The 22,795-nt window shown below is 57.2% G+C and carries 26 protein-coding genes; 6 read left to right on the top strand and 20 right to left on the bottom strand.

Translation table 11 applies throughout. The annotated features are described in order from the left end of the window. Nucleotides 1-71: 71 nt before the first annotated feature. Together ACR0BU_RS20640 and mscL are read right to left on the bottom strand one after the other, a co-directional pair. The gene (locus ACR0BU_RS20640) at nt 72-878 is read right to left on the bottom strand and encodes a mechanosensitive ion channel family protein (RefSeq protein WP_480736531.1); all 807 of its coding nucleotides are present in this window, start codon (nt 876-878) and stop codon (nt 72-74) included. A gap of 93 nt (nt 879-971) precedes the next feature. Further along, entirely contained in the window at nt 972-1,400 is a 429-nt protein-coding gene (gene mscL, locus ACR0BU_RS20635) for a large conductance mechanosensitive channel protein MscL (protein WP_298937709.1), read from the bottom strand. A gap of 145 nt (nt 1,401-1,545) precedes the next feature. Here mscL and ACR0BU_RS20630 point away from each other — a divergent pair, with 145 nt between their 5' ends. After that, the gene (locus ACR0BU_RS20630) at nt 1,546-2,247 is read left to right on the top strand and encodes a glutathione S-transferase family protein (RefSeq protein WP_300068572.1); all 702 of its coding nucleotides are present in this window, start codon (nt 1,546-1,548) and stop codon (nt 2,245-2,247) included. A gap of 54 nt (nt 2,248-2,301) precedes the next feature. Here ACR0BU_RS20630 and ACR0BU_RS20625 read toward each other — a convergent pair whose 3' ends face one another. Both ACR0BU_RS20625 and ACR0BU_RS20620 read right to left on the bottom strand, forming a co-directional pair. Next, complete coding sequence (locus ACR0BU_RS20625) at nt 2,302-2,751, bottom strand: YtoQ family protein (protein WP_300068569.1); 450 nt, start codon at nt 2,749-2,751, stop codon at nt 2,302-2,304. An 88-nt stretch (nt 2,752-2,839) separates the two neighbouring features. Then, nucleotides 2,840-3,478, bottom strand: a complete 639-nt coding sequence (locus ACR0BU_RS20620) for a class I SAM-dependent methyltransferase (protein WP_480736533.1) — start codon at nt 3,476-3,478, stop codon at nt 2,840-2,842. Nucleotides 3,479-3,562: 84 nt separating this feature from the next. Between ACR0BU_RS20620 and ACR0BU_RS20615 the strand changes: the two genes are divergently transcribed. Beyond that, nucleotides 3,563-4,447, top strand: a complete 885-nt coding sequence (locus tag ACR0BU_RS20615; RefSeq protein ID WP_480736534.1) for a LysR family transcriptional regulator — start codon at nt 3,563-3,565, stop codon at nt 4,445-4,447. 43 nt (nt 4,448-4,490) lie between these two features. Here the strand turns inward: ACR0BU_RS20615 and pheT are convergent, their stop codons facing one another. The 10 genes from pheT to ACR0BU_RS20565 form a co-directional block, all read right to left on the bottom strand. Then, the gene (gene pheT / locus ACR0BU_RS20610) at nt 4,491-6,887 is read right to left on the bottom strand and encodes a phenylalanine--tRNA ligase subunit beta (protein ID WP_480736536.1); all 2,397 of its coding nucleotides are present in this window, start codon (nt 6,885-6,887) and stop codon (nt 4,491-4,493) included. Nucleotides 6,888-6,973: 86 nt separating this feature from the next. After that, the gene (locus ACR0BU_RS20605; RefSeq protein ID WP_480736538.1) at nt 6,974-7,231 is read right to left on the bottom strand and encodes a cupin domain-containing protein; all 258 of its coding nucleotides are present in this window, start codon (nt 7,229-7,231) and stop codon (nt 6,974-6,976) included. Beyond that, nucleotides 7,219-7,380, bottom strand: a complete 162-nt coding sequence (locus tag ACR0BU_RS20600; protein WP_480736539.1) for a hypothetical protein — start codon at nt 7,378-7,380, stop codon at nt 7,219-7,221. The genes ACR0BU_RS20605 and ACR0BU_RS20600 overlap by 13 nt, the downstream gene beginning before the upstream one ends. A gap of 69 nt (nt 7,381-7,449) precedes the next feature. After that, a complete protein-coding gene (locus tag ACR0BU_RS20595; protein ID WP_480736541.1) occupies nt 7,450-8,256 on the bottom strand; it encodes a CE1 family esterase in 807 nt (268 codons plus the stop codon). Between the two features lie 190 nt (nt 8,257-8,446). Further along, nucleotides 8,447-8,758 carry a hypothetical protein gene (locus tag ACR0BU_RS20590; protein ID WP_300068555.1) on the bottom strand — a complete coding sequence of 104 codons (312 nt, stop codon included), beginning with the start codon at nt 8,756-8,758 and terminating at the stop codon, nt 8,447-8,449. An 8-nt stretch (nt 8,759-8,766) separates the two neighbouring features. Beyond that, nucleotides 8,767-9,840, bottom strand: a complete 1,074-nt coding sequence (gene pheS, locus ACR0BU_RS20585) for a phenylalanine--tRNA ligase subunit alpha (RefSeq protein ID WP_480736542.1) — start codon at nt 9,838-9,840, stop codon at nt 8,767-8,769. 71 nt (nt 9,841-9,911) lie between these two features. After that, entirely contained in the window at nt 9,912-11,282 is a 1,371-nt protein-coding gene (locus ACR0BU_RS20580) for a glutamate--cysteine ligase (protein WP_480736544.1), read from the bottom strand. Between the two features lie 66 nt (nt 11,283-11,348). Then, on the bottom strand, nt 11,349-11,876 hold the full coding sequence (locus ACR0BU_RS20575; RefSeq protein WP_480736546.1) for a hypothetical protein: 528 nt from the start codon (nt 11,874-11,876) through the stop codon (nt 11,349-11,351). After that, complete coding sequence (locus ACR0BU_RS20570; protein ID WP_480736548.1) at nt 11,873-12,307, bottom strand: GNAT family N-acetyltransferase; 435 nt, start codon at nt 12,305-12,307, stop codon at nt 11,873-11,875. The genes ACR0BU_RS20575 and ACR0BU_RS20570 overlap by 4 nt, the downstream gene beginning before the upstream one ends. Before the next feature lie 71 nt (nt 12,308-12,378). Beyond that, nucleotides 12,379-13,104 carry a 16S rRNA (uracil(1498)-N(3))-methyltransferase gene (locus tag ACR0BU_RS20565; RefSeq protein WP_480736550.1) on the bottom strand — a complete coding sequence of 242 codons (726 nt, stop codon included), beginning with the start codon at nt 13,102-13,104 and terminating at the stop codon, nt 12,379-12,381. A gap of 11 nt (nt 13,105-13,115) precedes the next feature. On the opposite strand from ACR0BU_RS20565, the gene ubiA reads away from it, so the two are divergent. From ubiA to ACR0BU_RS20550, 3 genes are all read left to right on the top strand, one after another. Then, on the top strand, nt 13,116-14,078 hold the full coding sequence (gene ubiA / locus ACR0BU_RS20560; protein ID WP_480736551.1) for a 4-hydroxybenzoate octaprenyltransferase: 963 nt from the start codon (nt 13,116-13,118) through the stop codon (nt 14,076-14,078). Nucleotides 14,079-14,143: 65 nt separating this feature from the next. After that, nucleotides 14,144-16,057 carry an OmpA family protein gene (locus tag ACR0BU_RS20555; RefSeq protein WP_480736553.1) on the top strand — a complete coding sequence of 638 codons (1,914 nt, stop codon included), beginning with the start codon at nt 14,144-14,146 and terminating at the stop codon, nt 16,055-16,057. Nucleotide 16,058: 1 nt separating this feature from the next. Then, complete coding sequence (locus tag ACR0BU_RS20550; protein ID WP_120632498.1) at nt 16,059-16,379, top strand: hypothetical protein; 321 nt, start codon at nt 16,059-16,061, stop codon at nt 16,377-16,379. A gap of 5 nt (nt 16,380-16,384) precedes the next feature. On the opposite strand, the gene ACR0BU_RS20545 is transcribed toward ACR0BU_RS20550, so the two are convergent. Genes ACR0BU_RS20545 through pgsA form a run of 3 tightly spaced genes read right to left on the bottom strand, consistent with a single transcriptional unit; the run spans nt 16,385 to nt 17,750 of the window. Next, complete coding sequence (locus ACR0BU_RS20545; RefSeq protein ID WP_480736554.1) at nt 16,385-16,828, bottom strand: molybdenum cofactor biosynthesis protein MoaE; 444 nt, start codon at nt 16,826-16,828, stop codon at nt 16,385-16,387. Nucleotides 16,829-16,832: 4 nt separating this feature from the next. Further along, entirely contained in the window at nt 16,833-17,078 is a 246-nt protein-coding gene (gene moaD / locus ACR0BU_RS20540; protein WP_480736555.1) for a molybdopterin converting factor subunit 1, read from the bottom strand. Between the two features lie 3 nt (nt 17,079-17,081). After that, complete coding sequence (gene pgsA, locus ACR0BU_RS20535; protein WP_298937726.1) at nt 17,082-17,750, bottom strand: CDP-diacylglycerol--glycerol-3-phosphate 3-phosphatidyltransferase; 669 nt, start codon at nt 17,748-17,750, stop codon at nt 17,082-17,084. Nucleotides 17,751-17,941: 191 nt separating this feature from the next. On the opposite strand from pgsA, the gene ACR0BU_RS20530 reads away from it, so the two are divergent. Continuing rightward, entirely contained in the window at nt 17,942-18,826 is an 885-nt protein-coding gene (locus tag ACR0BU_RS20530; RefSeq protein WP_300068537.1) for a DMT family transporter, read from the top strand. Here ACR0BU_RS20530 and uvrC read toward each other — a convergent pair. The 3 genes from uvrC to ACR0BU_RS20515 form a co-directional block, all read right to left on the bottom strand. Continuing rightward, nucleotides 18,823-20,697, bottom strand: a complete 1,875-nt coding sequence (uvrC, locus tag ACR0BU_RS20525; protein ID WP_480736556.1) for an excinuclease ABC subunit UvrC — start codon at nt 20,695-20,697, stop codon at nt 18,823-18,825. The two genes, ACR0BU_RS20530 and uvrC, sit on opposite strands and share 4 nt — an antisense overlap. A 290-nt stretch (nt 20,698-20,987) precedes the next feature. Continuing rightward, the gene (locus tag ACR0BU_RS20520) at nt 20,988-21,767 is read right to left on the bottom strand and encodes an SDR family oxidoreductase (protein ID WP_299084282.1); all 780 of its coding nucleotides are present in this window, start codon (nt 21,765-21,767) and stop codon (nt 20,988-20,990) included. Nucleotides 21,768-21,788: 21 nt separating this feature from the next. Then, nucleotides 21,789-22,751, bottom strand: a complete 963-nt coding sequence (locus ACR0BU_RS20515) for a calcium/sodium antiporter (protein ID WP_298937730.1) — start codon at nt 22,749-22,751, stop codon at nt 21,789-21,791. Nucleotides 22,752-22,795: the final 44 nt, after the last annotated feature.

Genomic DNA, 22,795 nt, shown 5'->3' with positions numbered 1-22,795 from the left:
GCACCAAAGGTGCGGCGCCACCCCCAACCGAACGAGGGCATTTTGAATGACCGATCGACGGGCGGGAGCCCCTAGCCCTGCTTCTGAATTTCCACCGAATGCGGATAGGGAATTGAAACGCCCTTACTGTCGAAGGCTTCTTTGACAGCCTTGGTTGTCTCGAATTTAACGTCCCAGTAATCCGCTGCATTGCACCAGAGGCGCGCCGTCAGATCGACCGAGCTGTCGCCCAGATTTGTGACCCGCGCCCAGGGCTCGGGATCGGTGTGAACGCGGCTGTCGGCTTTGGCGATGTCCAAAATGATCTTCATCGCCTCGTCAGCATTGTCACCATAGTCGATGCCAAAGACCAGATCGACCCGGCGCGTGTCATGAGCCGAGAAATTGGTAATGACCGATCCCCAGGCTTGGCCATTGGGCACAATGATCTGCACGTTATCCGGCGTCACCAGCTCAGTGGTAAACAGGTTCAAGTCCAGCACTGTGCCTGCTGTTCCACCGATGTCCACATACTGACCCAACTTGTAGGGGCGGAATACAACCAGCATGACACCCGCTGCCAGATCGCTAAGCGTGCCTTGTAACGCCAGACCGATGGCCAACGAAGCCGCACCCAGAATGGCGACAATACTGGTGGCCTCGATACCAAAGATCCCCAGAACGGCGACCAGCACCATGGCAAGGATCACCCATTTCACAACGCTCGCCGCGAAATTCCCAAGCGTCGGGTCAATCTGAGGTGTCTTGTTGATGCGACGTCGGACCATGCCCGCGATCGCACGGGCCAGGATCCACCCGAGCACCAGAACAATCAAAGCCTTGCCAGCACTCATGATCATAGGCCATGCCTGACCCGCCATATCCACAGCCTGATCCATCCGTATTGTCCTCATTTCTAAAGGGTGTCGTAGAAAACCATCAAACGGCCCCGCCAAATCGGCAGGGCCGAACTTTGTAACACACGGTGTTTCTTACTTTTTCAGCGAGTCGCGGATTTCCATAAGAATATCCAGTTCGCTAGGGCCTGCGGGCGCTTCTTCTGCCGCTTCTTCTTCCTCTGCAGCCGCGTCTTTGACACGGTTGACCATCTTCACCAGCATGAAAACCACCCATGCAATGATAAGAAAATTGATGATTGCCATGATAAACGAACCATAGGCAAACACCGATGCCCCGGTTTCCCGTGCGGCGTCCAGGCTTGCACCTTCGGCCACATCACCGGCCAAAACAGCATAGTTATTGGTGAAGTCTACCCCACCGGTGACCAAACCGATCAGCGGGTTGATCAGATCACCCACCAATGAGGTTACGATGGCGGTGAAAGCCGCACCAATGATTATACCAACGGCCATGTCCATGACATTGCCCTTGGCGATAAACGTTTTGAATTCTTCCAGCATTGCGTCCCTCGCTGTCGAACTAAGGTTTCTTTTTTCATTTGGCGCATCAGCGCAGGTCAATTGTGCGCAAACTGCATGCTAACAAGCGTGTTTTTATGGGAAACTTTACCTAAATTTCCCCAACATGTCGATTTCAGGAGACACCATGACCCAAAATGCGCAATTTTCCGTAGGTGAAAGATGGCCCGCCAAGGATCCATCTGTCATTCAGCTTTATTCATACCCAACGCCAAATGGTGTCAAAGCCTCGATCATGCTTGAGGAAACTGGCCTGCCTTACGAAGCACATCTGGTCACGCTGGCCGATGCCGATGTAAAAAGCCCCGAGTTCCTGTCCCTTAACCCCAACAACAAAATACCGGCAATCATTGACCCCAACGGTCCTGACGGGCATCCGGTGGGTCTGTTCGAAAGTGGCGCGATTTTGCTTTATCTGGCCGAGAAAAGCGGCAAGTTCCTCGGCCAGACTCAATCCGACAAGTACCGCATCACCCAATGGCTGATGTTTCAAATGGGTGGGCTTGGTCCGATGTTCGGGCAGTTGGGCTTTTTCTACAAATTCGCAGGTAGCGAAATCGAAGACCCCCGCCCGCGCGAGAGATACATCAACGAAGCCAAACGGTTATTGAATGTCGTAGACCAGCAGCTGGACGGGCAAGATTGGATTGCTGGCGAGTTTTCAATCGCGGACATTGCAATCGCGCCTTGGTTGAATGCGCTGGACTTTTATGGTGCAAAAGAGGCCGTCGGCTGGGCCGATCACGCCAACGCTGTGGCCTATGTCGAACGCTTCTTTGAACGCCCCGCCGTGCAACGCGGCAAAAACATTCCGGCTCGGGACCAATAAGACCAACCCTGTAACACAGTCCGGGGCGGTGTCATCCGCCCCGTAACCAGCCGCCTAACCTGGCAGTTTTCCGGTCAGCACATATCGCAGAAGTTCAACCACTTGACCAGGCTCTTCGGCAACGGCCAAGGCCGCCGCATCGACCTCTTTCAGTGCGTGCTGATGGTCCGGGCCATGCAAAACAATCAGCGACTTGCCTAACGCGGCAGCATAGCCCGCGTCAAAAGCGGCATTCCATTGTTTGTATTTGTCGCCGAACCGAACCACCACGACGTCCGCGTCAGCGATGCCTTTGCGCGTGCGAATGGCATTGACCATCGCACCTTTATGGTCATGCCAGTATTTGTTTGGTTCCGCGCCCAGAACAGCGACTCCGCAATCGTCGCTTGCTGCGTGATCGGTCACCGGGCTGTTGAACGTCACATCCAAACCCTGTGCCCCGTCGATGATCTGTTCGCGCCAATCGGTGTGGATTTCTCCGGACAGATAGACATTCAGGCCCATTGCAAGCTCCGTTGTTGTTTCACAACCTACTTAAGTCGCAATCGGGCAAACCCCAATGCGGAATGCGCAGAATCCGCCAAAGCGATTGCTATATTTTGCGAGCCACCAGATACCGAGCCGGAGGAGTCGCGGGGAAATTCCCGCTTTCGACAATCTTGAACCCGGCTTTGGTAATTGCGGCTTCAAGAGTATCGATATCAAACTGATTCACAAATGGCGCTTTGCCGAGCAGCTGCATTACGGGCAAGAGAAGCTTCAGCAAACCAAACTTGAACCCCAGACCGCCTTGGGCAAGGCACGGTGTTTTTGAGATAAACACTCCGTCGGGTGTAAGTTGCGCATGAATGCCTGCAAAAACCCTGTCGAAATCAGGTACAAGGTGAAACAGGTTGAAGCCCAGGATGGCATCATAGCTCTGCCCCTCAATCGGCATGGTAACATCCACATTTCTGAACGAGATGTTCTTGACCCCTTCTTCTTTCGCCTTTGCCCGGCCAACTTCGAGCATGCCTTCGGAAAAATCGCTCGCCGTAATATGTGAAACAGAGGGTGCGAGCAGCAGCGCTGTTGAGCCCGTTCCGCAGCCAAGCTCTAGAACCTTATGCTGTTTGGACAAATAGGACTGGGTCCGGGCCAAAGTGTACTCATAAGACTTCATGTCGCGGATTGGCGCGCGCGCGTACTTACCAGCTATACCGTCCCAGAACTTTGCGGTTGTCGTTGTCATCCTCGATCTCCTTTGCGCGCAAAGTACTCATGCACCAATCGAATATGAATTGTCGAAAATCGCAGAATCCTTATACATATTTGCATGTCGAACCTGACCGATTTCGATTGGAACCACATCCGCGCGTTTCTAGCGACGGCCGAAACCGGATCGCTGTCTGCCGCCGCCCGGCAGCTGGGGCATACACAACCGACGCTCAGCCGGCAGATCGCAGCGCTTGAGGCGGATCTGGGTGTGATGCTGTTCGAACGCATTGGCCGAGCCTTGCAAATCACACAAGCTGGGCTCGAATTGCTGGATCATACCCGCGCAATGGGTCAGGCAGCAAACCACATTGCACTGACGGCGTCGGGTCAGGCACAATCTATCGAAGGGCTGGTGCGCATTACCGCCAGCGATATCATGTCGGCATACATTTTGCCTGACCTTCTACGTGAACTTCGCCCTCAGGCACCGCGGCTGCGGATCGACGTCATCGCCTCTAACGACATTCGTGATCTGATGCGGCGCGAGGCGGATATCGCGATCCGGCATGTACGCCCCGATCAACCCGACCTGATCGCCAGACTGGTCAATGAGGCATCCGGGCACTTCTACGCCACGACCGAATATCTGAACCGCGCTGGGCGCCCCAAGACCCTCGCCGAGTTAGCGAAACATGAGTTCATCAGCTTCGGCGATACAGCCCAAATGATTGCTTATCTGGACCCACTTGGCATTCACCTGACCGAGGATAACTTTCGGCTCGGCTCGCAGAATGGCATCGTGTCCTGGGAATACGCGAAGCAAGGCTTTGGAATTGCCCCGATGTCTGAGGTGGTTGGCGACGCAACGCCGGGCGTTGAACGTGTGATCCCTAACATGAAAGCGATCAAGTTCCCGATCTGGCTGACCACCCATCGCGAGCTGCATACAAGCCGCCGCATCCGTTTGGTTTTTGATTTGCTGGCCGACCATTTGTCCAAATGAAAAACGCGCCCGAAGGCGCGCATTTCCAATCGCGGGCCCTGGGTCAGGCGCGCAGGACGCCGCCCGTGGCCTTGGTCACCTTGGCGATGATCTTTTCGGCCACCGCCTCAATATCCTTTTCCTTCAGCGTCGCATCCGAAGGTTGCAAGCGTACCGTAATGGCCAGCGACTTCTTGCCCTCACCAACACTGCCCCCAATGAATTCGTCAAAGACGCGCACATCCTCGATCAGCGCCTTGTCTGCGCCGGTGGCGGCATTGACCAGTGTCAGCGCCTCAACATCCGCGTCGACAACAAAGGCAAAGTCACGCTCGACCGCTTGTAGATCGCGCAGTTCCAGCGCCGACCGTGTCGCACCCGACTTGCGTGGCATTGGCACCTGGTCCGGCCAGATGGTGAATGCCATTGCCGGGCCTTTGATGTCCATCGCCTGCAGCACGCGCGGATGCACTTCGCCAAACACGCCCAGTACCTTTTTCGGCCCCAGACAGATCTTGCCGTGTCGCCCCGGGTGCCACCAGGCATCGCCATCGCGCAAAACTTGAACCTTGGCGGGCGCACCAATGGCAGCCAGCACAGCCTCGGCATCTGCCTTGGCATCGAACAGGTCTACCGGGCGGGACGCGCCATGGACATCTTTGGGTCCGTCCCGACCAACAAGCAAACCTGTGATCTGCGTATTCTGCTCGCCGGGCTCTCCGTCATGGAAAACCGGTCCAACTTCGAACAGCGCCAGATCGGCAAACCCGCGCGCCTGATTGCGGGCCGCGGCCTGCAATAGCCCCGGCAGCAGGTCCGGGCGCATATGGCTCATCTCGGTCGAGATCGGATTTTCCAGCTGCGTCGCCTCATCCCCACCGCCAAACAGAGCGGCCGAGGCCTGATCGATAAATGTGTACGAAACGCATTCGTTGTAGCCCAGCGCCGCGCAGGTGCGTCGCGCCATCGACTGGCGTCGCTGTGCTGACGTCATCACCGGCTTGGGGATACCATTGGTCACACGCGGCAATGGCTTGCCCTGCAACTTGGTCAGGGATGCGATCCGCGCGACCTCTTCTACCAGATCGGCCTCGCCCATGATATCCGGGCGCCAGCTGGGCACATGCGCCATCTCACCTTCAAGACGGAAACCCAGACGGGTCAGGGTCTGGCGCTGATCGCTTTCCGGAATCTCCATGCCAACAAGTGACTGTACGCGTTCCGCGTCCAGCTTGTAGGCCCGTGAATGCTTCGGCGCTTTGCCCGCAACAACAACTTTCGACGCCTCACCACCGCAGATGTCCAGGATCATCTGGGTCGCGTGCTCCAGCCCCTCAAGCGTGTATTCGGGGTCAACGCCACGTTCGAACCGATACCGTGCGTCCGAGTTGATTTTCAGCGCGCGACCCGTCAGCGCAATCTGCACGTGATCCCAGAACGCGCTTTCAAGAAAGACATTAACCGTCTCTTCCGTACATCCGGTTTCCGCGCCGCCCATTATCCCGGCGATCGACTCCGGACCCTTGTCATCAGAAATCACCATCATGCCGGGCTGCAGCGTGTACTCTTTCTCATCCAACGCGACCAGCTGTTCGCCGCCTATGGCGCGGCGCACGCGAAGGTTTCCCTGCACCTTGTCGGCGTCAAAGACATGCAAAGGACGGTTAGAGTCGAAGGTCATATAATTGGTGATGTCCACCAAAGCCGAGATTGGGCGTAAACCAATCGCCTTCAACTGATCCTGCAGCCATTGCGGGCTGGGTCCGTTCTTCACGTCCCTTATCAGACGTCCAGTGAAATGCGGGGCCCCGTCCAGCGTGTCATCGTCGATAGCAACCTTGATCGGGCTTTCAAAATCACCCGGCACCGGAACATAGTCCCGCTGCTTCAACGTTCCCAGACCACGCGCTGCCAGATCGCGAGCAATCCCGGCCACGCCCAGAGCGTCCGGACGGTTCGGGGTGATCGCAATCTCGATCATCTGATCAACCTTGGACGGATCATTCTCAGCCAGCCAGTTGACGAACTTGTCGCCCACGTCACCCGAGGGCAGTTCGATAATGCCGTCATGTTCTTCGGACAGCTCCAGCTCGCGCTCGGACGCCATCATGCCAAAGCTTTCAACGCCGCGGATTTTGCCGACGCTGATGGTCAGATCCAGACCGGGGATATACATGCCAGGTTTGCAGACGACGACGGTGATGCCTTCTCGGGCGTTGGGCGCACCGCAGATGATCTGCAGATCACCCTCATCCGTCTCGACCGTGCACACCCGCAACTTGTCGGCGTCAGGGTGTTTCTCGGCATGCTTTACATAGCCCAGCGTAAAGCCAGCCAGCCGGTCCGCCGGATTTACAATCTCTTCAACTTCGAGGCCGAGATCGGTCAGCGTTTCGGCGATTTCCTCAACCGACGCATCCGTGTCCAGGTGGTCTTTGAGCCAGGAAAGAGTGAATTTCATCGGTCGTATTCCGCCAGTAATCTTGGGTTAAACCGCGTGTAGCGGATATTCACCCAAGGTGAAAGAGGCCGTATGACCCACTTACGCTAGTCATCAGCAACTGTGTTACCAACGCTGTCCGATCCCGCGAACACCGCCAGAATACGGGCAATGCCATCGCCGGTGTTCACGCCGGCGTGGGGCGACTGAAACGCCTCGACAAAAGCGTCACCCTTGGTATAGGTTTTGGTCCCTTTGTCGCCGTAATCAACGGTGATTTCACCTTCGAGAACATAGGCCGCCAAGGGCGCATCGTGGCGATGCACACCCGTTTCCTGACCGGGTTGCATTGTCACAATAGCCATCGTGATTTGCGGGTCCCGTCGGGATACTCCAACGGCTCGCCAATAACCGAGCTATCGGTCTGCAGCAGCACATCGACTGGCGGATAAGTGTCACGCGCAAGGGCTGGAACAGCCCCAAAGATCAGGGCAATCAAAAGCAACGTTTTCACCAGCAAACCTCCCAAGTAGCGTCAGTTCGCGCAGCTGAACGCGTTGCTTCGGGCTTGTCAAACCGCAACTTAGGGGTAAGCCGGCGTCTGGCCCAACAGCTCATCCAGTTGCCAGCCGATCCAGCCATGGGGGATGAAATGTCCACCCGGATGCGTGTCCAAAGTGACTTGCCCGATGGCACAATCGGTCCATTCCACACGGCTGAGCGTCAGAAAGGGCACCACGCTCCAATCACCTTGCGGGGTAGCGGACCTGCAACCGTACATCTCGCGCCACAGCGCCACCGGATAGGTCGTGTCGCCACCGGGGCCAAAGGGGAAATCCATCACCGTATCGTCCAGCCCGTGCACATGACGCACCTCGCCCGGAGCCTGCGGGCAGGTTTCGGTCTGGCGGATCGAGCCTGCAACCGCCAGAAGCGCGGCAGTGTCATTGCCGGACTGGCAAACATAGCGCCAAGCCATCGCGCCACCGAAGGAGTAGCCAGAAACATACACGCGCTCGGGATCGATCGGATATCGCTTGGCGACATCACCCAGCACCCGGTCGGCAAAACCAACGTCACCTGTATCAGACGCCCAGAAGTTCCAGCTTTTCCCCAACCCGTTGGGCGCAACAAGCAAAACACCACGCCGTTTCGTCGCCCCTGCGATCCGTTCGTGTTTCACCACAACGGTGCCCTGCCGCGCCCAGCCGTGGAAATGCAATAGCACCGGCAGAGGCGTTTCACCGTCCCAGCCATCCGGCTCCAGCACATGGTACGAGCGCTCGCCCACCTCGCAGGCAGTATCACCGTGGCAGTCAGTGTTCCAAGGCCCCATTGAAAAGGCCGGGGACGCTGCGAGCATCAAAAGGGAAATCAGTCGGTAAATCATTTGGCTGAGCCTAGCCAGCCAGAGCGCGATGTCACGTCACAACCCCGTGGGACACTGTAACAAGCCGCGCTATCGCCAGACCGTGGGGTGGCGGGCGGTCTGGCGACGGCGCGGCGGCCTGTCGGCCTTGTTCCGCGCATGCTCTCTGAAACGATCAATTCGAAAGGTTTACCACCATTAGTTACACTATCTACCACCACTTCCAAAAACTGCAGTTCCGTCTATTGATCAGGCCTTGGGTTTTCTCTCTTTGGATCCTGTCGCGCAGGAAGAAACTTCCTGTCAGCAAGAATTCGAGTCCAGCAATAAGAATGCCAGGCAGAAACAGAAGCGCCGACACAAGAAAAGCGATCACAACGGCAGCCGAGTCACTTTCCCAAATCCACCATGCGAGCGTTGGCAACACAAACACCGCGAGAAACAAACATAACAGCCAAAGCATTGGATGTTTGGAAACCCTACATTTCCACCAATCGCGATATGCTGTCAGCCAGTCGTCCAATGATCTCTCTAACGGCTCAAACCACCATGCAGGTTCGGCATATCCAGCGCAGCGAACCCATAGTGCCTCAGCCACCGAAGATCGCTGTCAAAGAACGCCCGCAAATCGGGAATGCCGTATTTCAGCATCGACAGACGATCGATGCCAATGCCAAAGGCAAAGCCTTGATAGACATCCGGATCAATCCCTCCAGCAGCGATCACCTTGGGGTGGACCATGCCGGAACCAAGGATTTCCATCCAGTCGTCGCCCTCACCGATCTTCAGCTGACCGTTGTCCCAGGAACAGCGGATATCGACCTCGGCCGAAGGTTCGGTGAAGGGGAAGTGCGAGGCGCGGAAGCGTAGTTCGACGTCATCGACCTCGAAGAACGCCTTCACGAACTCTTCCAGAACCCATTTCAGGTTCGCCATCGAGATGTCTTTGTCGATGGCCAGCCCCTCGACCTGATGGAACATCGGTGTGTGGGTCTGGTCATAGTCGGCGCGATACACACCGCCCGGACAAATGATGCGGATCGGCGCGCCCTGCAACTCCATCGAGCGTATCTGCACCGGAGAGGTGTGGGTGCGCAGCACGTGCGGCGGGCGGTTATCCCCCTCGGCACGGTGCATGTAAAAGGTATCCATCTCGGCCCGCGCGGGGTGGTGGCCAGGGATGTTCAGCGCATCGAAATTATGCCAGTCGGTTTCGATCCGCGGCCCTTCAGCAACCGAGAAACCAAGCTCGGCAAAGATCGCCGTCAGCTCTTCAGTGGCCTGGCTGACAGGGTGAACCGAGCCCTGACGACGCGCACGGGTGGGCAGCGTGACATCCAGCCATTCGGTGCGCAGACGTTCATCCAACGCAGCATCGGCAAGACCCGCTTTCTTGGCAACCAGCGCCGAGTTGATTTCATCCTTCAACGCGTTCAGCGCAGGACCCGCGACCTGACGCTCTTCGGGCGTCATCTTGCCCAGTTCGCGCATCTTCAGCGCGACTTCGCCCTTTTTGCCGACGGCCGCAACGCGGATCGCTTCAAGCGTGTTTTCGTCTCCAGCCTCGGCGATTTGGCCCAGATATTTTGCCTTAAGATCGTCCATGACGGTCCTCTGAAATTGGTCGAGAACCTGCTATCGGTCCGGCCACGCAAATGCAAGCCGAACGGGCGGGATCAATAACTGTAGTCGGGGAAAACCCGGGTCAGGTCGCCCTGCCAATCGCTGTTATAGTGATCCAGCAATTCATCGGCAGGCACTTTGCCCGTTTCGATACTGTCTTTCAGCGCATTCAGAAAATGCGATTCATCGGGAACCATGCCACCCGCGCCGGGATAGGCGCGGGCCTTCAGACCGGCCTCGGATATCGCGACCACTTCGCGCGCCAGATCGTGCATGTTGATGTTTCCGACCCTTGCCTGCAGACCGTCCTTGGCGGCCTCGACCCGCAATGCCTCGCGCGTTTCGGCATCCCAGCCTTTGACCAGATCCCAGGCCGCATCCAGCGCGCCTTGATCATAAGTCAGGCCCACCCAGAAGGCGGGCAAAGCACATAGACGCCGCCACGGGCCACCATCGGCGCCGCGCATTTCCATGAATTTCTTGATCCGTGCTTCGGGGAACGCGGTTGTCAGATGATCTGCCCAATCGCTCAGCGTTGGGGTTTCACCCGGCAAGGCGGGAAGTTTTCCTTGCAGAAAGTCACGGAACGACATGCCCAGCGCGTTGATGTATTCACCGTTGCGATAGACAAAATACATCGGAACATCGAGCGCGTATTCCACGTAGCGTTCAAACCCAAAGCCTTCTTCGAACACAAAGGGCAGCATACCTGTCCGGGCATCGTCCAGATGCCGCCAGATAAAACTGCGCCAGCTTTTCTGACCGTTGGGCTTGCCTTCAAAGAACGGCGAATTGGCAAAAAGCGCGGTCGCAACAGGTTGCAGCGCCAATGCGACACGCAGCTTTTGCACCATGTCGGCCTCGGATCCGAAGTCGATATTGACCTGAACCGTACAGGTCCGGCGCATCATCGCGCGGCCCATGGTGCCGACTTTCTCCATATAGTCATTCATCAGCCGGTACCGCCCCTTGGGCATCAGCGGCATTTCTTCATGGGTCCAGATCGGCGCAGCGCCCAGACCGATAAAACCCACACCAATCTCGTCAGCGATATCTTTAACTTCGCGCAGGTGAACATTCACCTCGTCGCAGGTTTCGTGGATCGTCTCCAACGGTGCACCTGACAGCTCTAGTGCGCCGCCTGGCTCTAAGCTGACATTCGCGCCATCTTTTTCGAGGCCAATCAGATGCCCGGCTTCGCGCACCTCGCCCCAACCGTGACGATCCCGCAGGCCTTCCAGCACTGCGACGATCGAGCGTTTTCCGTCGAATGGCAGAGGCTTCAGCGTGTCTTTGCAATATCCGAACTTTTCGTGCTCGGTTCCGATGCGCCAATCCTGTTTGGGCTTGCAGCCCGATTCAAGATATTCGGCCAATTGCTCATGGCGTTCGATCGGTCCGCCGCCGGACTGGGGGATGGACATGAACCGTGCTCCGATCCTGTTGAACCTTGTCTTGAAGGCCAGTCCTGAGGGCAAATTGCGCCAGTGTCAATGCAGCCGAAAGTGTGCGGGGCGCGAGGGTGTTCGCTCCCAGATAACGACCGGAATCGACGATCTGCGGTTCAGTTCCGCCAGCATTTGTTCTGTTTTCAAACCCGGCAGATTCGAAAACACATCGAACAGCGCCTCGGCGCCTTCTGCATTCACAGGAATGTGAAGCGCCGGCTGACCGGGTTGGTCCAACACCCAATGCGCAGGGTGCAATGTCGGGTCCAGCGCCAGCCGCTCGATCTCGCGCGTAGCGACGATGCCCCCGTCAAGCGGACCCAGATACGTGATCTGACCTTCGTCAATGGTCACCACACCTTGCCCGCCCGTACCGGTTCGGAACCGCGCCCGTTGCACGCCAATAATGGCCAGCGCTAGTGAAACGGCGACCAATACCCAGCCAATCCAACCCAGCAATCCTCCGGGGCCACTGACCCAGCTGAGGCCGAGGATCAGAACAAAAACCGCAACGAGAACCTCGCGCCACCGCCAAAGGGCAAGCTTGGCTTCGGGTCGAATGAAGCTCATGCTGTGGCCTCCTTTTTTGCCTGGAACAGGATCAGGGCGAACTTGCCAGCAGGGGCAAACCCAATAGCCATATAGGCACGCGCCGCTGATTCTGAAGCAGCAAACAGAATGGCACGCGTTACACCAGATTCTCGCGCTTCGTTGAGATGCAACGCGACCGCCATTGCTGCCTTATCTTGCCAACCAGCCAATCGAATGATCGGACGTGCCTGCGCGGCCTCGCCAATCACATCTGTAACAAGACCATCGCCAATCAAAGCCAGCGCAGACAGCAATTCGAGATCCGTGCAATCGGGACATTGCGGCAGGATCATTCCTTCGTTTGTGATGGTAAACACCGCTCGTGGATCATCGCCAATCAACCACATTCGGACAGCGCGCGGATCGCTTCCGTTCAGGCCAAAATTACGCAGGTTGGCCAGTGTGAACATCGAACTTTGCACATGCCGGTACAAAAAACTTTCAATTTTTCCGAGATCTTCTTGACGCGCGGCGCGCCACATCAGACCCAGTCCCCCAATGCTTGCTGCCACATGGTCAATGCTGCAACGGCCGCTGTGTCGGCCCTCAGGATACGCGGGCCAAGGCTGACAACATGCGCATATGGCAACGCGGTCAGGCGCGCGCGCTCCTGATCCGAAAACCCGCCTTCAGGCCCGATGAGGATGGCCCAAGGACACCCCTTCTCGCTGGCCGCCAAACGCAGGGCAGACCCTACTTCGGCTTCGTTGCAGAACATCAGTTGGCGTCCATCTGGCCAGCTATCCAGAACTTTGTCCAGACGTTGTAAATCGGCGACTTCAGGCACAAACGTCCCGCCGCATTGCTCGGCTGCCTCGACCGCATGCGCCTGCAGGCGATCCTGACGGATGCGCTCGGAATTGGTGAACTGGGTTTGCACCGGCTTGATCCGCGCCGCGCCCATTTCGGTCGCTTTTTCGACGATGAAATCAGTGCGTGCCTTTTTGATCGGCGCAAACATGAACCACAGATCAGGCGGCAACTGCAGCGGCTTCGTTTGCTGGGCACATGTCAGGACACCGCCGCGTTTGCCAGCCTCGGACACCTCGGCCAGCCACTCGCCATCCTGACCGTTGAACAGGGCAACTTGGCCGCCCACACCCAATCGCATCACACCAAACAGGTAATGCGCCTGCTCGCGCGTCAATTCTACCGATTGCCCCTGACCCAAGGGCTGCTCTACATACAGTCTGATCTTCGCACTCATGAGACCTACATATGCAAGGCAATGCCCCAACACCAGACGGTCAGGTCGCTGATGCCGTAACCGGCAATTGGGTAGACACCCGCGCACCCGCCTTGACCCGTCCCTATCTGCGGTTGAGCCGCGCCGACCGGCCAATCGGAACCTGGCTTTTGCTGATTCCGTGCTGGTGGGGCCTGGCACTGGCGATCCTAAGCGATGGCCAACCGCGCTTGGGCGATTTGTGGATCGCCGTTGGTTGCGCGTTGGGCGCGTTTTTGATGCGTGGTGCCGGATGCACCTGGAACGACATCACTGACCGCGAGTTTGACGCTCAGGTCGAGCGCACGCGGTCGCGCCCGATTCCTGCTGGACATGTCACCGTCCGGCAAGCCGCGGGCTGGATGGTTCTGCAGTGCTTGTTGGCGCTGGCCATCCTGCTCAGCTTCAATCAGGCAGCTATTGCCATGGGGGTTCTGTCTTTGCTTCCGGTGGCGGTCTATCCGTTCGCCAAGCGCTTCACCTGGTGGCCACAAGTGTTCTTGGGCTTGGCATTCAACTGGGGCGCTTTGCTGGCCTGGACTGCCCATAGCGGCACGCTGGGCTGGCCTGCTGTCATCCTCTATCTGTCCGGCATCGCGTGGACACTGTTCTATGACACGATTTATGCGCACCAGGATGCCGAAGATGATGAGCTTGTGGGTATCAAATCCACGGCGCGCCTGTTTGGAACTGATACTGCGAAATGGCTCAAGTACTTTCTGGCTGTGGCGGTTGGATTGATGGGGCTGGCGATCATTGACGCGGGCGTTCCAAACGCGTCGATCTTTGCCCTTGCCGTCGCCCTTGGCGGACCTTGGGCCATGGGTTGGCACATGATGTGGCAACTGCGTGGCCTGGATATCGAGGACAATACCAAGCTGCTGCAACTGTTTCATTCCAACAGAGACACCGGCCTGATTCCGCTGATCTTCCTCTGCGTCGCCCTGTTGCTCTGATTGCACCTCTGCTTCGGGGTCTGTTAAGAGTTCTGCCAATCACCTGAGGAGTCTAAAACCCGCATATGCGTCTGCCGTATATATTAGTCGTTTCCCTGATCTTCCTCGTGTCAGCCGTGGTGTCGCTGCTGGCGGCCAGCTACGCCGTGACCAAGATCGAAGAGACATCGGAATTCGCCGTTCGGCGTGCATTGGACCTTAAAGGCCATGACTGGGCGGAAGTTGAATCCGATGGGCTGCGTGTTGTTCTGACGGGGATTGCACCGGATGAAGCAATGCGTTTTAACGCGCTGACGGCTGCAGGGGCCGAGGTCGACACCTCGCGGGTCATTGATGAGATGGATGTGACCGCAACCTCTGCACTGGCTGCGCCGCGATTTTCCGTAGAAATCCTGCGCAATGACAGCGGTATCTCGATCATTGGCTTGGTTCCGGCCAGCGAGGATCGCGAAGCGCTGATGGACAGGCTGCGCGGTCTAGACCGCTCGGTTCCGGTATCGGATCTGATGGAGACCGCAGACTACCCCAAACCAAAAGGGTGGGATGATGCGGTTTCTTACGCGATTGACGCCTTGTCTCGACTGCCACGCGCAAAAATCTCTGCTAACTCTGGGCTGGTCAAGATCACCGCCATTTCCGACAGCCAGCAGGAAAAGGAGCAACTCGAACAAGATCTGACTCGCGCCGCGCCAGCCAGCTTGCGAATTGGCTTGTCGATCTCGGCACCGCGACCGGTGATCACGCCGTTCACATTGCGGTATCTGATCGGCGAGGCCGGCGGCCAGTTTGATGCCTGCTCGGCCCAAGACGAAAAAGCCCGGGATCGGATTGTTGCAGCGGCTCAGAACGCGGGCTTATCCGGACCCTATTCTTGCACCATTGGTCTGGGTGTCCCTTCGCCGCGTTGGCCTGAAGCTGCCGAGTTGGGCATCCGCGCATTGGCAGAAATTGGACGAGGGTCGATAACAATCTCGGATGCGGACATCACCCTGATTGCAGCACAGGGTACGCTGCCAGCGCTGTTTGACCGGGTTGTGGGTGAACTAGAAACGGCGCTGCCAGACGTTTTTGCCCTGCACGCCGTATTGCCCGAGCCGGAAACAGAAGAACAGTCCGGTCCCATCGAGTTCTCTGCAACCCGCAGCCCGGAAGGCCTGGTTCAACTGCGAGGACGCCTGGGTGACGAAACCCTACGGGATATGGTCGACAGCTACGCCCGCGCGGCTTTTGGATCGGAACAGGTTTACACCGCAACACGCATCGTTCCGGATCTGCCTGCGGACTGGCCCGTGCGTGTTCTGGCGGGGCTTGAGGCATTGAACCAGCTCAAAAACGGGGCGCTGACCGTCACCCCGGATTCGGTTGAACTGATCGGTCTCAGCCACGATGAGGGGGCTAAAGCCCGAATAGCCGGGCAACTTTCGGAAAAGTTAGGAGAGGCGCAGGATTTCACCCTGTCGATCACCTATCAACCACCGCCCGCTCCGGCAGACGCCCTGCCCGACCCCGAGCTTTGTGAAACGCAAATTGCCGACATCCAAGCTGTCAGCAAGATTGCGTTTGAACCCGGATCATCAACGATTGCCGCAGATTCGCGCGACACCGTCAACCAGATCGCGGATATCCTGCGTGAATGCGGCCCAATCCGCATGGAAATTCAGGGACATACCGATAGCCAGGGCCGTGAAGAGATGAACCAGCAGCTCAGCCAGTCCCGCGCGCAATCAATCCTGAACGAATTGCGCGGACGGCGCATCCCGACCGCAAGCTACACAGCGGTGGGCTATGGCGAAACGCAACCCATTGGCGACAATGACAGTGAAGAAGGGCGCGAAGAAAATCGACGGATCGAATTCCGCCTGATCCGGCCCGAACCTGTCACCAATGAAGAAACAGGGCTAGAGGCCTTGGAGGCTGATGTAACAGACTCCGAGCAAACGGAAAGTGACGCATCTGAGTCAGATGCAGAGGACCAGTGACTTGAACAGATTTGAATTCATCATCGCCACCGCCATCATCCTGTTCGCCGCCTTTTGCATGGGCTGGTTCGCGAATTGGCTTGCCCATCGACTGTCACGCGTGCGCCAAAGTGATGTTGCCGATCTGGACCGCATGAGCCAGGAACTGCACGAGGCTGAGGAAACCCGCGATCAGGCAATTACTTATCTTCAGCAGCGCGAGGCGGAACTGACCAATCAGCTGACCCAGACCGAGGCCGAGCTTGCGGCTGCAATGGATGGTCTGCGTGCCGCCCGTCAGGAAGCAGAAGAATTGCGCGGACGTATCAACAACGCTGATTGAACCGTTCACCAGCGGGTCAGCGCGTCTTCATCCTCATCCTTGGCGGCGACCCAATCTGCCCCCGCTCCGGTAATTTCTTTTTTCCAGAACGGGGCGCGAGACTTTAGGTAGTCCATCAGAAACTCGGCTGCTTCGAATGCGTCTTTGCGATGTGGTGCAGCAGTGGCAACCATCATGATCCGGTCGCCGGGCACCAGGCGCCCGTGCCGGTGGATGACAAGAACATCGCCCAGAGACCAGCGCGCCATGGCCTCCTCGGCGATTTTTGTAAGCGCACGCTCGGTCATGCCTGGATAGTGTTCGATCTCCATCACATCCAGATTGCCCGTGGCCAGGTCGCGTACCACGCCGGTGAATGTCACGATCGCTCCGTTTGTGTCGTCTGCAGCCGCAAAGGCGTTGGCCTCGGCACCCAGATCAAACGCGTCTTCCTGTACGACAACCCGCATTGCTTTAGCCGCCGGTCATTGGGGGAAAGAACGCCACCTCGCGCACACCCGCCAATGAGGCATCAAAATCCGAAAGCTCCTGATCCAATGCGACGCGCAGGGCCGAAACATCTGCAAAAGCCGCGGCATAGCGGTCTTCCCGTGCGCTGAGTTCGGCTACCAGATCCGAGACCGTGGCTGCATTGGTCTCGACCCGCTCTTTGGGAAGACCGATCCGTTCGCGCACCCAGGCGAAATACAGCACCTCCATTGCTCAGCTCTCCTTCAGATGGGGCATGGCTTTACGTAGGTAGTCATAGCCTGTGATCAATGTCAGCGCCGCTGCAAGCCACAGCAACCACAACCCGATCCGTCCCGACCAGAACATGGCTTCAAGGTTCCAACGCACGCCAGTCAGATCTTCGATCTGTCCGGTTAGAACCTGATCGATCATAGTGGGGTCCATCCCGAAGGTGCCCATCACGAAGTAGTGCTCAAAAATGCCCTGAGAAAACAGCACAGCAATGGCGATCATCTGCGCAGTGGTCTTCCACTTTGCCAGCTTGGTGACCTTCAGCGTTCCGGCCACATCACCAAGATACTCTCGCAGACCCGAGACAAACACCTCGCGAAACAGGATTACGGTAGCTGGCAGCACCAGCCAAGGCGTCCAGTGTTCGGTCGAATACCCCACCAATATCATCAAAGCGATCACCACCATGGCCTTATCGGCAATCGGATCCAGCATGGCCCCTATCCTAGTTTCCTGCTTCCAGGCACGGGCCAGATAACCATCAAACCAGTCAGTGATTGCCGCTGACAAAAACAGGATCAGCGCAAACCAATCCGCATAGGGTCGGGTGAAATACAGAAACATAATGGCCAGACCGGGCGCAGCCAGCAGGCGAAGAACGGTCAGGGTGTTCGGCAAGTTCCACTTCATGAAGTGGACAGTACATCGGCGGTTCCGGACAGAAAAGGCGGGACGGCAAAAAACTGCGTCAATCACAGTCGCTTGAAGAGTTTTGGGTCAAACCGTCGCAAGCAGGTCCTCGCTGCAGGATACAACTTGGCGCGGGGCAGGTTTGCGGTCAGATTGCCGGGCGGGCCAACCAAGGGACGCGTGCGGAAAAGATGACGACTCATATTCGAACCGATCCCCGTTCAAACCTGATAGGCAGCGCCTGGATGATCGCTGCTATGGCCGGGTTCGCGCTCGAGGATGCGTTGTTGAAATCCGCATCCATCGCCCTGCCGATCTGGCAGGTTTTGGTTCTATTCGGCGCCGGTGGAACCGCCATATTTGCCTGTGTGGCCGGGCTGCGCGGCACGCGTTTGCTGCAACCCGATGTGCTGTCGGCCCCGATGAAGATACGGGTATTCTTCGAAATCTTCGGGCGCTTGTTCTACGTGCTGGCCATCGCGCTGACACCGCTGTCTTCCGCCACCGTGATCCTGCAGGCCACGCCACTGGTCGTGGTTGCCTGTGCCGCGCTGTTCTTCGGTGAAACCGTCGGCTGGCGACGATGGAGCGCGATCTTTGTGGGCATGATCGGCGTCGTGATTATCATTCGACCCACCGGAGACAGCTTTTCCATTTTGTCGATTCTGGCGGTACTGGGAATGCTGGGCTTTGCCGGTCGCGACTTGGCCAGTCGCGCTGCGCCCGCAAGTTTGGGAACCGAAGTTCTTGGGTTCTATGGTTTCCTCTGCGTCATCGTCGCCGGGTTTGCCTATCGGTTCTGGGAGGGTGCTCCGATTGCCACCCTATCCTTTCATACAAGCCTGCATTTGGCAGGCGCTGCGGTGCTGGGCACAATTGCTTACGCCTCACTGATGAAGGCCATGCGCACAGGGGAAGTTTCAGCCGTAACCCCGTTTCGCTATTCCCGTCTGTTGTTTGGGATCGGCCTGGGTGTCTTCCTGTTCGGAGAGCATCTGGACAGGACCATGTGGATCGGCAGCGCGCTGATTGTCGCCTCGGGCCTTTACATTCTTTGGCGGGGTCGGCGGGCTTAACCCTTGTCGTGGAAAAAGTCATATACCTTCTGAGCCAACCCTGCTGAGATCCCATCGACCGCCTTCAGATCCGCCAGATTGGCGCGGCTGACCGCCTTGGCACTGCCAAAATGCGCCAGCAACGCACGCTTACGAGCGGCACCCACACCAGGGATTTCGTCCAGCGGTGTTGCCCCCACCGCCTTGGCGCGTTTTGCGCGGTGCGTGCCGATGGCGAACCGGTGGGCTTCGTCCCTTAAGCGCTGAATGAAGTACAGCACCGGGTCGTTGCGTTTCAGGGCAAAGGGGCGTTGGCCGGTCCGGTGGAATTCTTCCTTGCCATGATCACGGTCGACCCCTTTGGCGACACCGACCATAGGGATATCTTCGACCCCGTATTGCGCCATGATCTCTTGCACAGCGCCCACCTGCCCGGCACCGCCATCAATCAGCAGCAGATCGGGCCACAGACCTTTGTCGCGGTCAGGGTCTTCTTTTTGAAGACGCGTGAAACGACGAGTCAGAACCTCTTTCATCATCCCGAAATCGTCACCGGGGGTCAGGTCGTCGCCCCGGATGTTGAACTTGCGATATGCGTTTTTCATGTACCCTTCAGGGCCGGCCACGATCATGCCGCCCACCGCGTTGGTGCCTTGAATATGCGAGTTGTCATAAACTTCGATCCGGTTCGGAGAGCTGTCCAATTCAAATGCCTCGGCCACACCGCGCAGCAGCTTGGCCTGCGTCGCGCTTTCGGACATGCGGCGGGCCAGCGACTCACGCGCATTGCGTAGTGCACCGGCCACCAATTCCTGCTTTTCACCGCGCTGGGGCACGAGAATCTCAACCTTGCGCCCGGCTTTCTCAGTCAGCGCCTCTTGCATCAAATCGGCGTTTTCAATTGCGTCTGACAGGATTAACTGCCGGGGCGGTTCCTTGTTGTCGTAGAACTGACCGAGAAAGGCCTCCATCGTCTCAGCAGCTGAGACATCCGGCCCCACTCGCGGATAGAAGTCGCGGTTTCCCCAGTTTTGGTTGGCGCGAATGAAGAACACCTGAACACAGGCCTGTCCACTGTCCATATAAAGGCCGATTACATCCGCCTCGGTCACACCACGCGGGTTAATGCCTTGCGAGGTTTGCACCTGTGTCAGCGCCCGGATTCGGTCGCGCAGACCGGCGGCACGTTCGAACTCCATCGCCTCGGACGCGGCCATCATCTGCTCAGCCAGGTCCTCTTGCACCTTGGTTGATCGGCCCGACAGGAACCGTTCAGCGTCACTGACACTTTCGCGATACTCGGTTTCAGAGATCAGCCCAACGCATGGCCCGGAACACCGCTTGATCTGGTACAGCAAACAAGGCCGCGACCGACCGTCGAACATGGAATCTGAGCAGTTGCGCAGCAGGAATGCCTTTTGCAGCTGATTGAGCGTCCGATTCACCGCACCAGCACTGGCGAAGGGGCCAAAATACGCCCCTTTCTCTTTCTTCGCCCCGCGATGCTTTTTGATCTGCGGAAAAGCATGGTCCTTAGCGACCAGAATGTTTGGAAAACTTTTGTCGTCACGCAGCAGCACGTTGTATTTCGGCTTGAGCTGCTTGATCAGGTTCTGCTCAAGCAGAAGCGCCTCGGTCTCGGTCCTTGTCGTAAGGAACATCATCGAAGCCGTCGCGGCGATCATCCTTTCGATCCGCCCCGAATGGCCGGGTCGCGCATAGTTCGAAACCCGCGCCTTTAGGTTCCGCGCCTTGCCCACGTACAAAACCCGGCTGTCACCATCCAGCATGCGATAGACGCCCGGAGAGCTATCCAGCGTCTTCACGTAGCGCTGAATGCAGGCATATCCGGTGGTCTGAGTATCCGTGTTCGTATCGTTGTGAGAGTTCATGGCCTTGAAATATGATTCTTTGTCATTGGCTGCAATCTTGAGCGCCCCAGATCAAGAGAAAACAAATCCACGGTTTCTGTGGATAACTGTGCAGATAAGTTTTGGGCCACAGTGATTTTTCCTTGTTTTCTTGCCATTTCCCTACGCTGCACAAAAAATAGGCGCTTTTTTAAGTTACTGTTTTTAAATGAAACTTTTTTGATAACTTAGCAAGTATATGAAAAAAAAGACATTTTTGTAACGTCGATGTAACAGAACTGCGAGCAGTGCAAAACTTGCAGCAAATTTAGCTATTCTACACCCAGAACGTCTGGCGTCCGCCATCCCAGATGCTGACCGCCATCAACGCATAAAAGCTGCCCGGTTACGGCAGGGGCGTCCAGAAAATACCCCAGCGCAGCGGTGATATCTGAAGGGTTCGCACCGCGTTCCAGAACCGTATTGGATCGTTGCGCCTGAAAGTGCTCATCGCTTTGACGATGGCCCTTCACTGTTGGACCGGGCCCAATCGCATTCACCCGGATTGCGGGGGTCAACGCCTGCGCTGAAGTGCGTGTCAGTGCCCATAACCCCATCTTGGCGATTGTGTATGACATGAATTCCGGCGTCAGTTTTTGGACACGCATGTCGACCATATTGATGATCGCACCCGTCGCAACGGGTTCGCCACTTGCATCGATCGCGGGTTCCAGCCCCTGTTCGGCCATTGCCTGGGTCAACACAAACGGTGCGCGCAAGTTGCTGTCGAGATGGCGGTCCCAGCTTTGGCGGGTCGCTGTATAGATACTATCATGTTCAAAGATCGAGGCATTGTTTACCAAACAGGTGATCGGTCCGCCCAATGCCTCTGCTGCGCGAGGCAACAAGGACAAAACCTGCGCCTCATCCAGCAGGTCAGCTTGCAGCGCAACGGACTGTTGGCCCAGGGCTTTAACGTCGGCCACAGTTTCCTGTGCAGGTTGCTGTGACGTTGCATAATGCACCGCCACATCATAGCCGCGGCCCGCCAGGTACAGCGCCATCGCCCGACCCAGACGAATTCCGGCGCCGGTTACTAAAGCTCGGGTCATGGATCACCTCTTTCCGTCAGATCACACCAGCAATGTGGTGACATACAGCACATAAAGGAAAGTCAATGCCACACCCCAGTTACGTGAGATGTCCTTTTTGAAGAAAACAAACGGGATCAGCAGCAGGGATGCCGCCAGCATGACCCACAGATCATAACGCAAGAATTCGGGTTCCACAGGAATCTTTCCGAACCAGGTGGCGATACCAACAATGGCCAACAGGTTGAACATGTTGGACCCAATGACATTGCCCAGCGCCACATCTGCCTGACGGCGAAGCGCCGCCATAACGGTGGTCGCCAATTCCGGCAACGAGGTTCCCACGGCGATCAGGGTCAAACCGATCACTGTCTCGCTGACGCCGTATTCCCGCGCAATGATAGTGGCGTTGTCCACCAGCAAATGGGCACCCATCGGCAGGCCGATCAACCCAAGGATCAGGTAAATCGACACCTTCCAATACGGCATATCCGGATCGGCCTCTTCCAGACCTTCCAGCTCTTCCTCTTCTGCGCAGGCGTCGCCAATTGCTTTGCGATGGGCGTTCGCCTCGCGAAACGCATTCCCCAACACCAAAGCCAGCGCAGTCAGCAGAATGGCCCCGCTGAACAGGTTGAACACACCGCAAAATGCCAACCCAATGAACAAAACTGTTGCTAACAGCATAAAGACGTAGTTTTTGCGGCTGTCGCATTCACTGGTGTGCAAAGTTGCCAGTAAGGCCGGTACACCCAGAACAAGAAGGATGTTGGCCGTGTTCGATCCAACAACGTTACCCAGCGCAATCCCGGGCGCGTTTTCCTTCAAGGCGCTGATTGCGATCAACAGCTCTGGCGCAGATGTGCCAAAAGCCACAATGGTCAGGCTGACGATCAACGCGGGCACGCCCAACCGCAGGCTCAGGTTCACGGCACCGCGCACCAGCGCATCACCGGCCAGCAAAAGGATTACCAATCCAAGGCCAGATAGCAGCCATGCCGTCATGCCCGGCCTCCTTTTTCGCAGGCACAGGGGCCTTTTCCAATTTT

The sequence above is a fragment of the Ruegeria sp. CK2 genome, assembly GCF_056536585.1.
Note: the sequence above shows the minus strand (reverse complement) of the source record. Positions and strands in the feature narration are given on the sequence as shown.

Coding starts and splice junctions, on each gene's coding strand:
- ACR0BU_RS20640 (WP_480736531.1), bottom strand. CDS start 878: ATGGATCAGGCTGTGGATATGGCGGGTCAGGCATGGCCTATGATCATG.
- mscL (WP_298937709.1), bottom strand. CDS start 1,400: ATGCTGGAAGAATTCAAAACGTTTATCGCCAAGGGCAATGTCATGGAC.
- ACR0BU_RS20630 (WP_300068572.1), top strand. CDS start 1,546: ATGACCCAAAATGCGCAATTTTCCGTAGGTGAAAGATGGCCCGCCAAG.
- ACR0BU_RS20625 (WP_300068569.1), bottom strand. CDS start 2,751: ATGGGCCTGAATGTCTATCTGTCCGGAGAAATCCACACCGATTGGCGC.
- ACR0BU_RS20620 (WP_480736533.1), bottom strand. CDS start 3,478: ATGACAACGACAACCGCAAAGTTCTGGGACGGTATAGCTGGTAAGTAC.
- ACR0BU_RS20615 (WP_480736534.1), top strand. CDS start 3,563: ATGTCGAACCTGACCGATTTCGATTGGAACCACATCCGCGCGTTTCTA.
- pheT (WP_480736536.1), bottom strand. CDS start 6,887: ATGAAATTCACTCTTTCCTGGCTCAAAGACCACCTGGACACGGATGCG.
- ACR0BU_RS20605 (WP_480736538.1), bottom strand. CDS start 7,231: ATGGCTATTGTGACAATGCAACCCGGTCAGGAAACGGGTGTGCATCGC.
- ACR0BU_RS20595 (WP_480736541.1), bottom strand. CDS start 8,256: ATGATTTACCGACTGATTTCCCTTTTGATGCTCGCAGCGTCCCCGGCC.
- pheS (WP_480736542.1), bottom strand. CDS start 9,840: ATGGACGATCTTAAGGCAAAATATCTGGGCCAAATCGCCGAGGCTGGA.
- ACR0BU_RS20580 (WP_480736544.1), bottom strand. CDS start 11,282: ATGTCCATCCCCCAGTCCGGCGGCGGACCGATCGAACGCCATGAGCAA.
- ACR0BU_RS20575 (WP_480736546.1), bottom strand. CDS start 11,876: ATGAGCTTCATTCGACCCGAAGCCAAGCTTGCCCTTTGGCGGTGGCGC.
- ACR0BU_RS20570 (WP_480736548.1), bottom strand. CDS start 12,307: ATGTTCACACTGGCCAACCTGCGTAATTTTGGCCTGAACGGAAGCGAT.
- ACR0BU_RS20565 (WP_480736550.1), bottom strand. CDS start 13,104: ATGAGTGCGAAGATCAGACTGTATGTAGAGCAGCCCTTGGGTCAGGGG.
- ubiA (WP_480736551.1), top strand. CDS start 13,116: ATGCAAGGCAATGCCCCAACACCAGACGGTCAGGTCGCTGATGCCGTA.
- ACR0BU_RS20555 (WP_480736553.1), top strand. CDS start 14,144: ATGCGTCTGCCGTATATATTAGTCGTTTCCCTGATCTTCCTCGTGTCA.
- ACR0BU_RS20545 (WP_480736554.1), bottom strand. CDS start 16,828: ATGCGGGTTGTCGTACAGGAAGACGCGTTTGATCTGGGTGCCGAGGCC.
- moaD (WP_480736555.1), bottom strand. CDS start 17,078: ATGGAGGTGCTGTATTTCGCCTGGGTGCGCGAACGGATCGGTCTTCCC.
- pgsA (WP_298937726.1), bottom strand. CDS start 17,750: ATGAAGTGGAACTTGCCGAACACCCTGACCGTTCTTCGCCTGCTGGCT.
- ACR0BU_RS20530 (WP_300068537.1), top strand. CDS start 17,942: ATGACGACTCATATTCGAACCGATCCCCGTTCAAACCTGATAGGCAGC.
- uvrC (WP_480736556.1), bottom strand. CDS start 20,697: ATGAACTCTCACAACGATACGAACACGGATACTCAGACCACCGGATAT.
- ACR0BU_RS20520 (WP_299084282.1), bottom strand. CDS start 21,767: ATGACCCGAGCTTTAGTAACCGGCGCCGGAATTCGTCTGGGTCGGGCG.
- ACR0BU_RS20515 (WP_298937730.1), bottom strand. CDS start 22,751: ATGACGGCATGGCTGCTATCTGGCCTTGGATTGGTAATCCTTTTGCTG.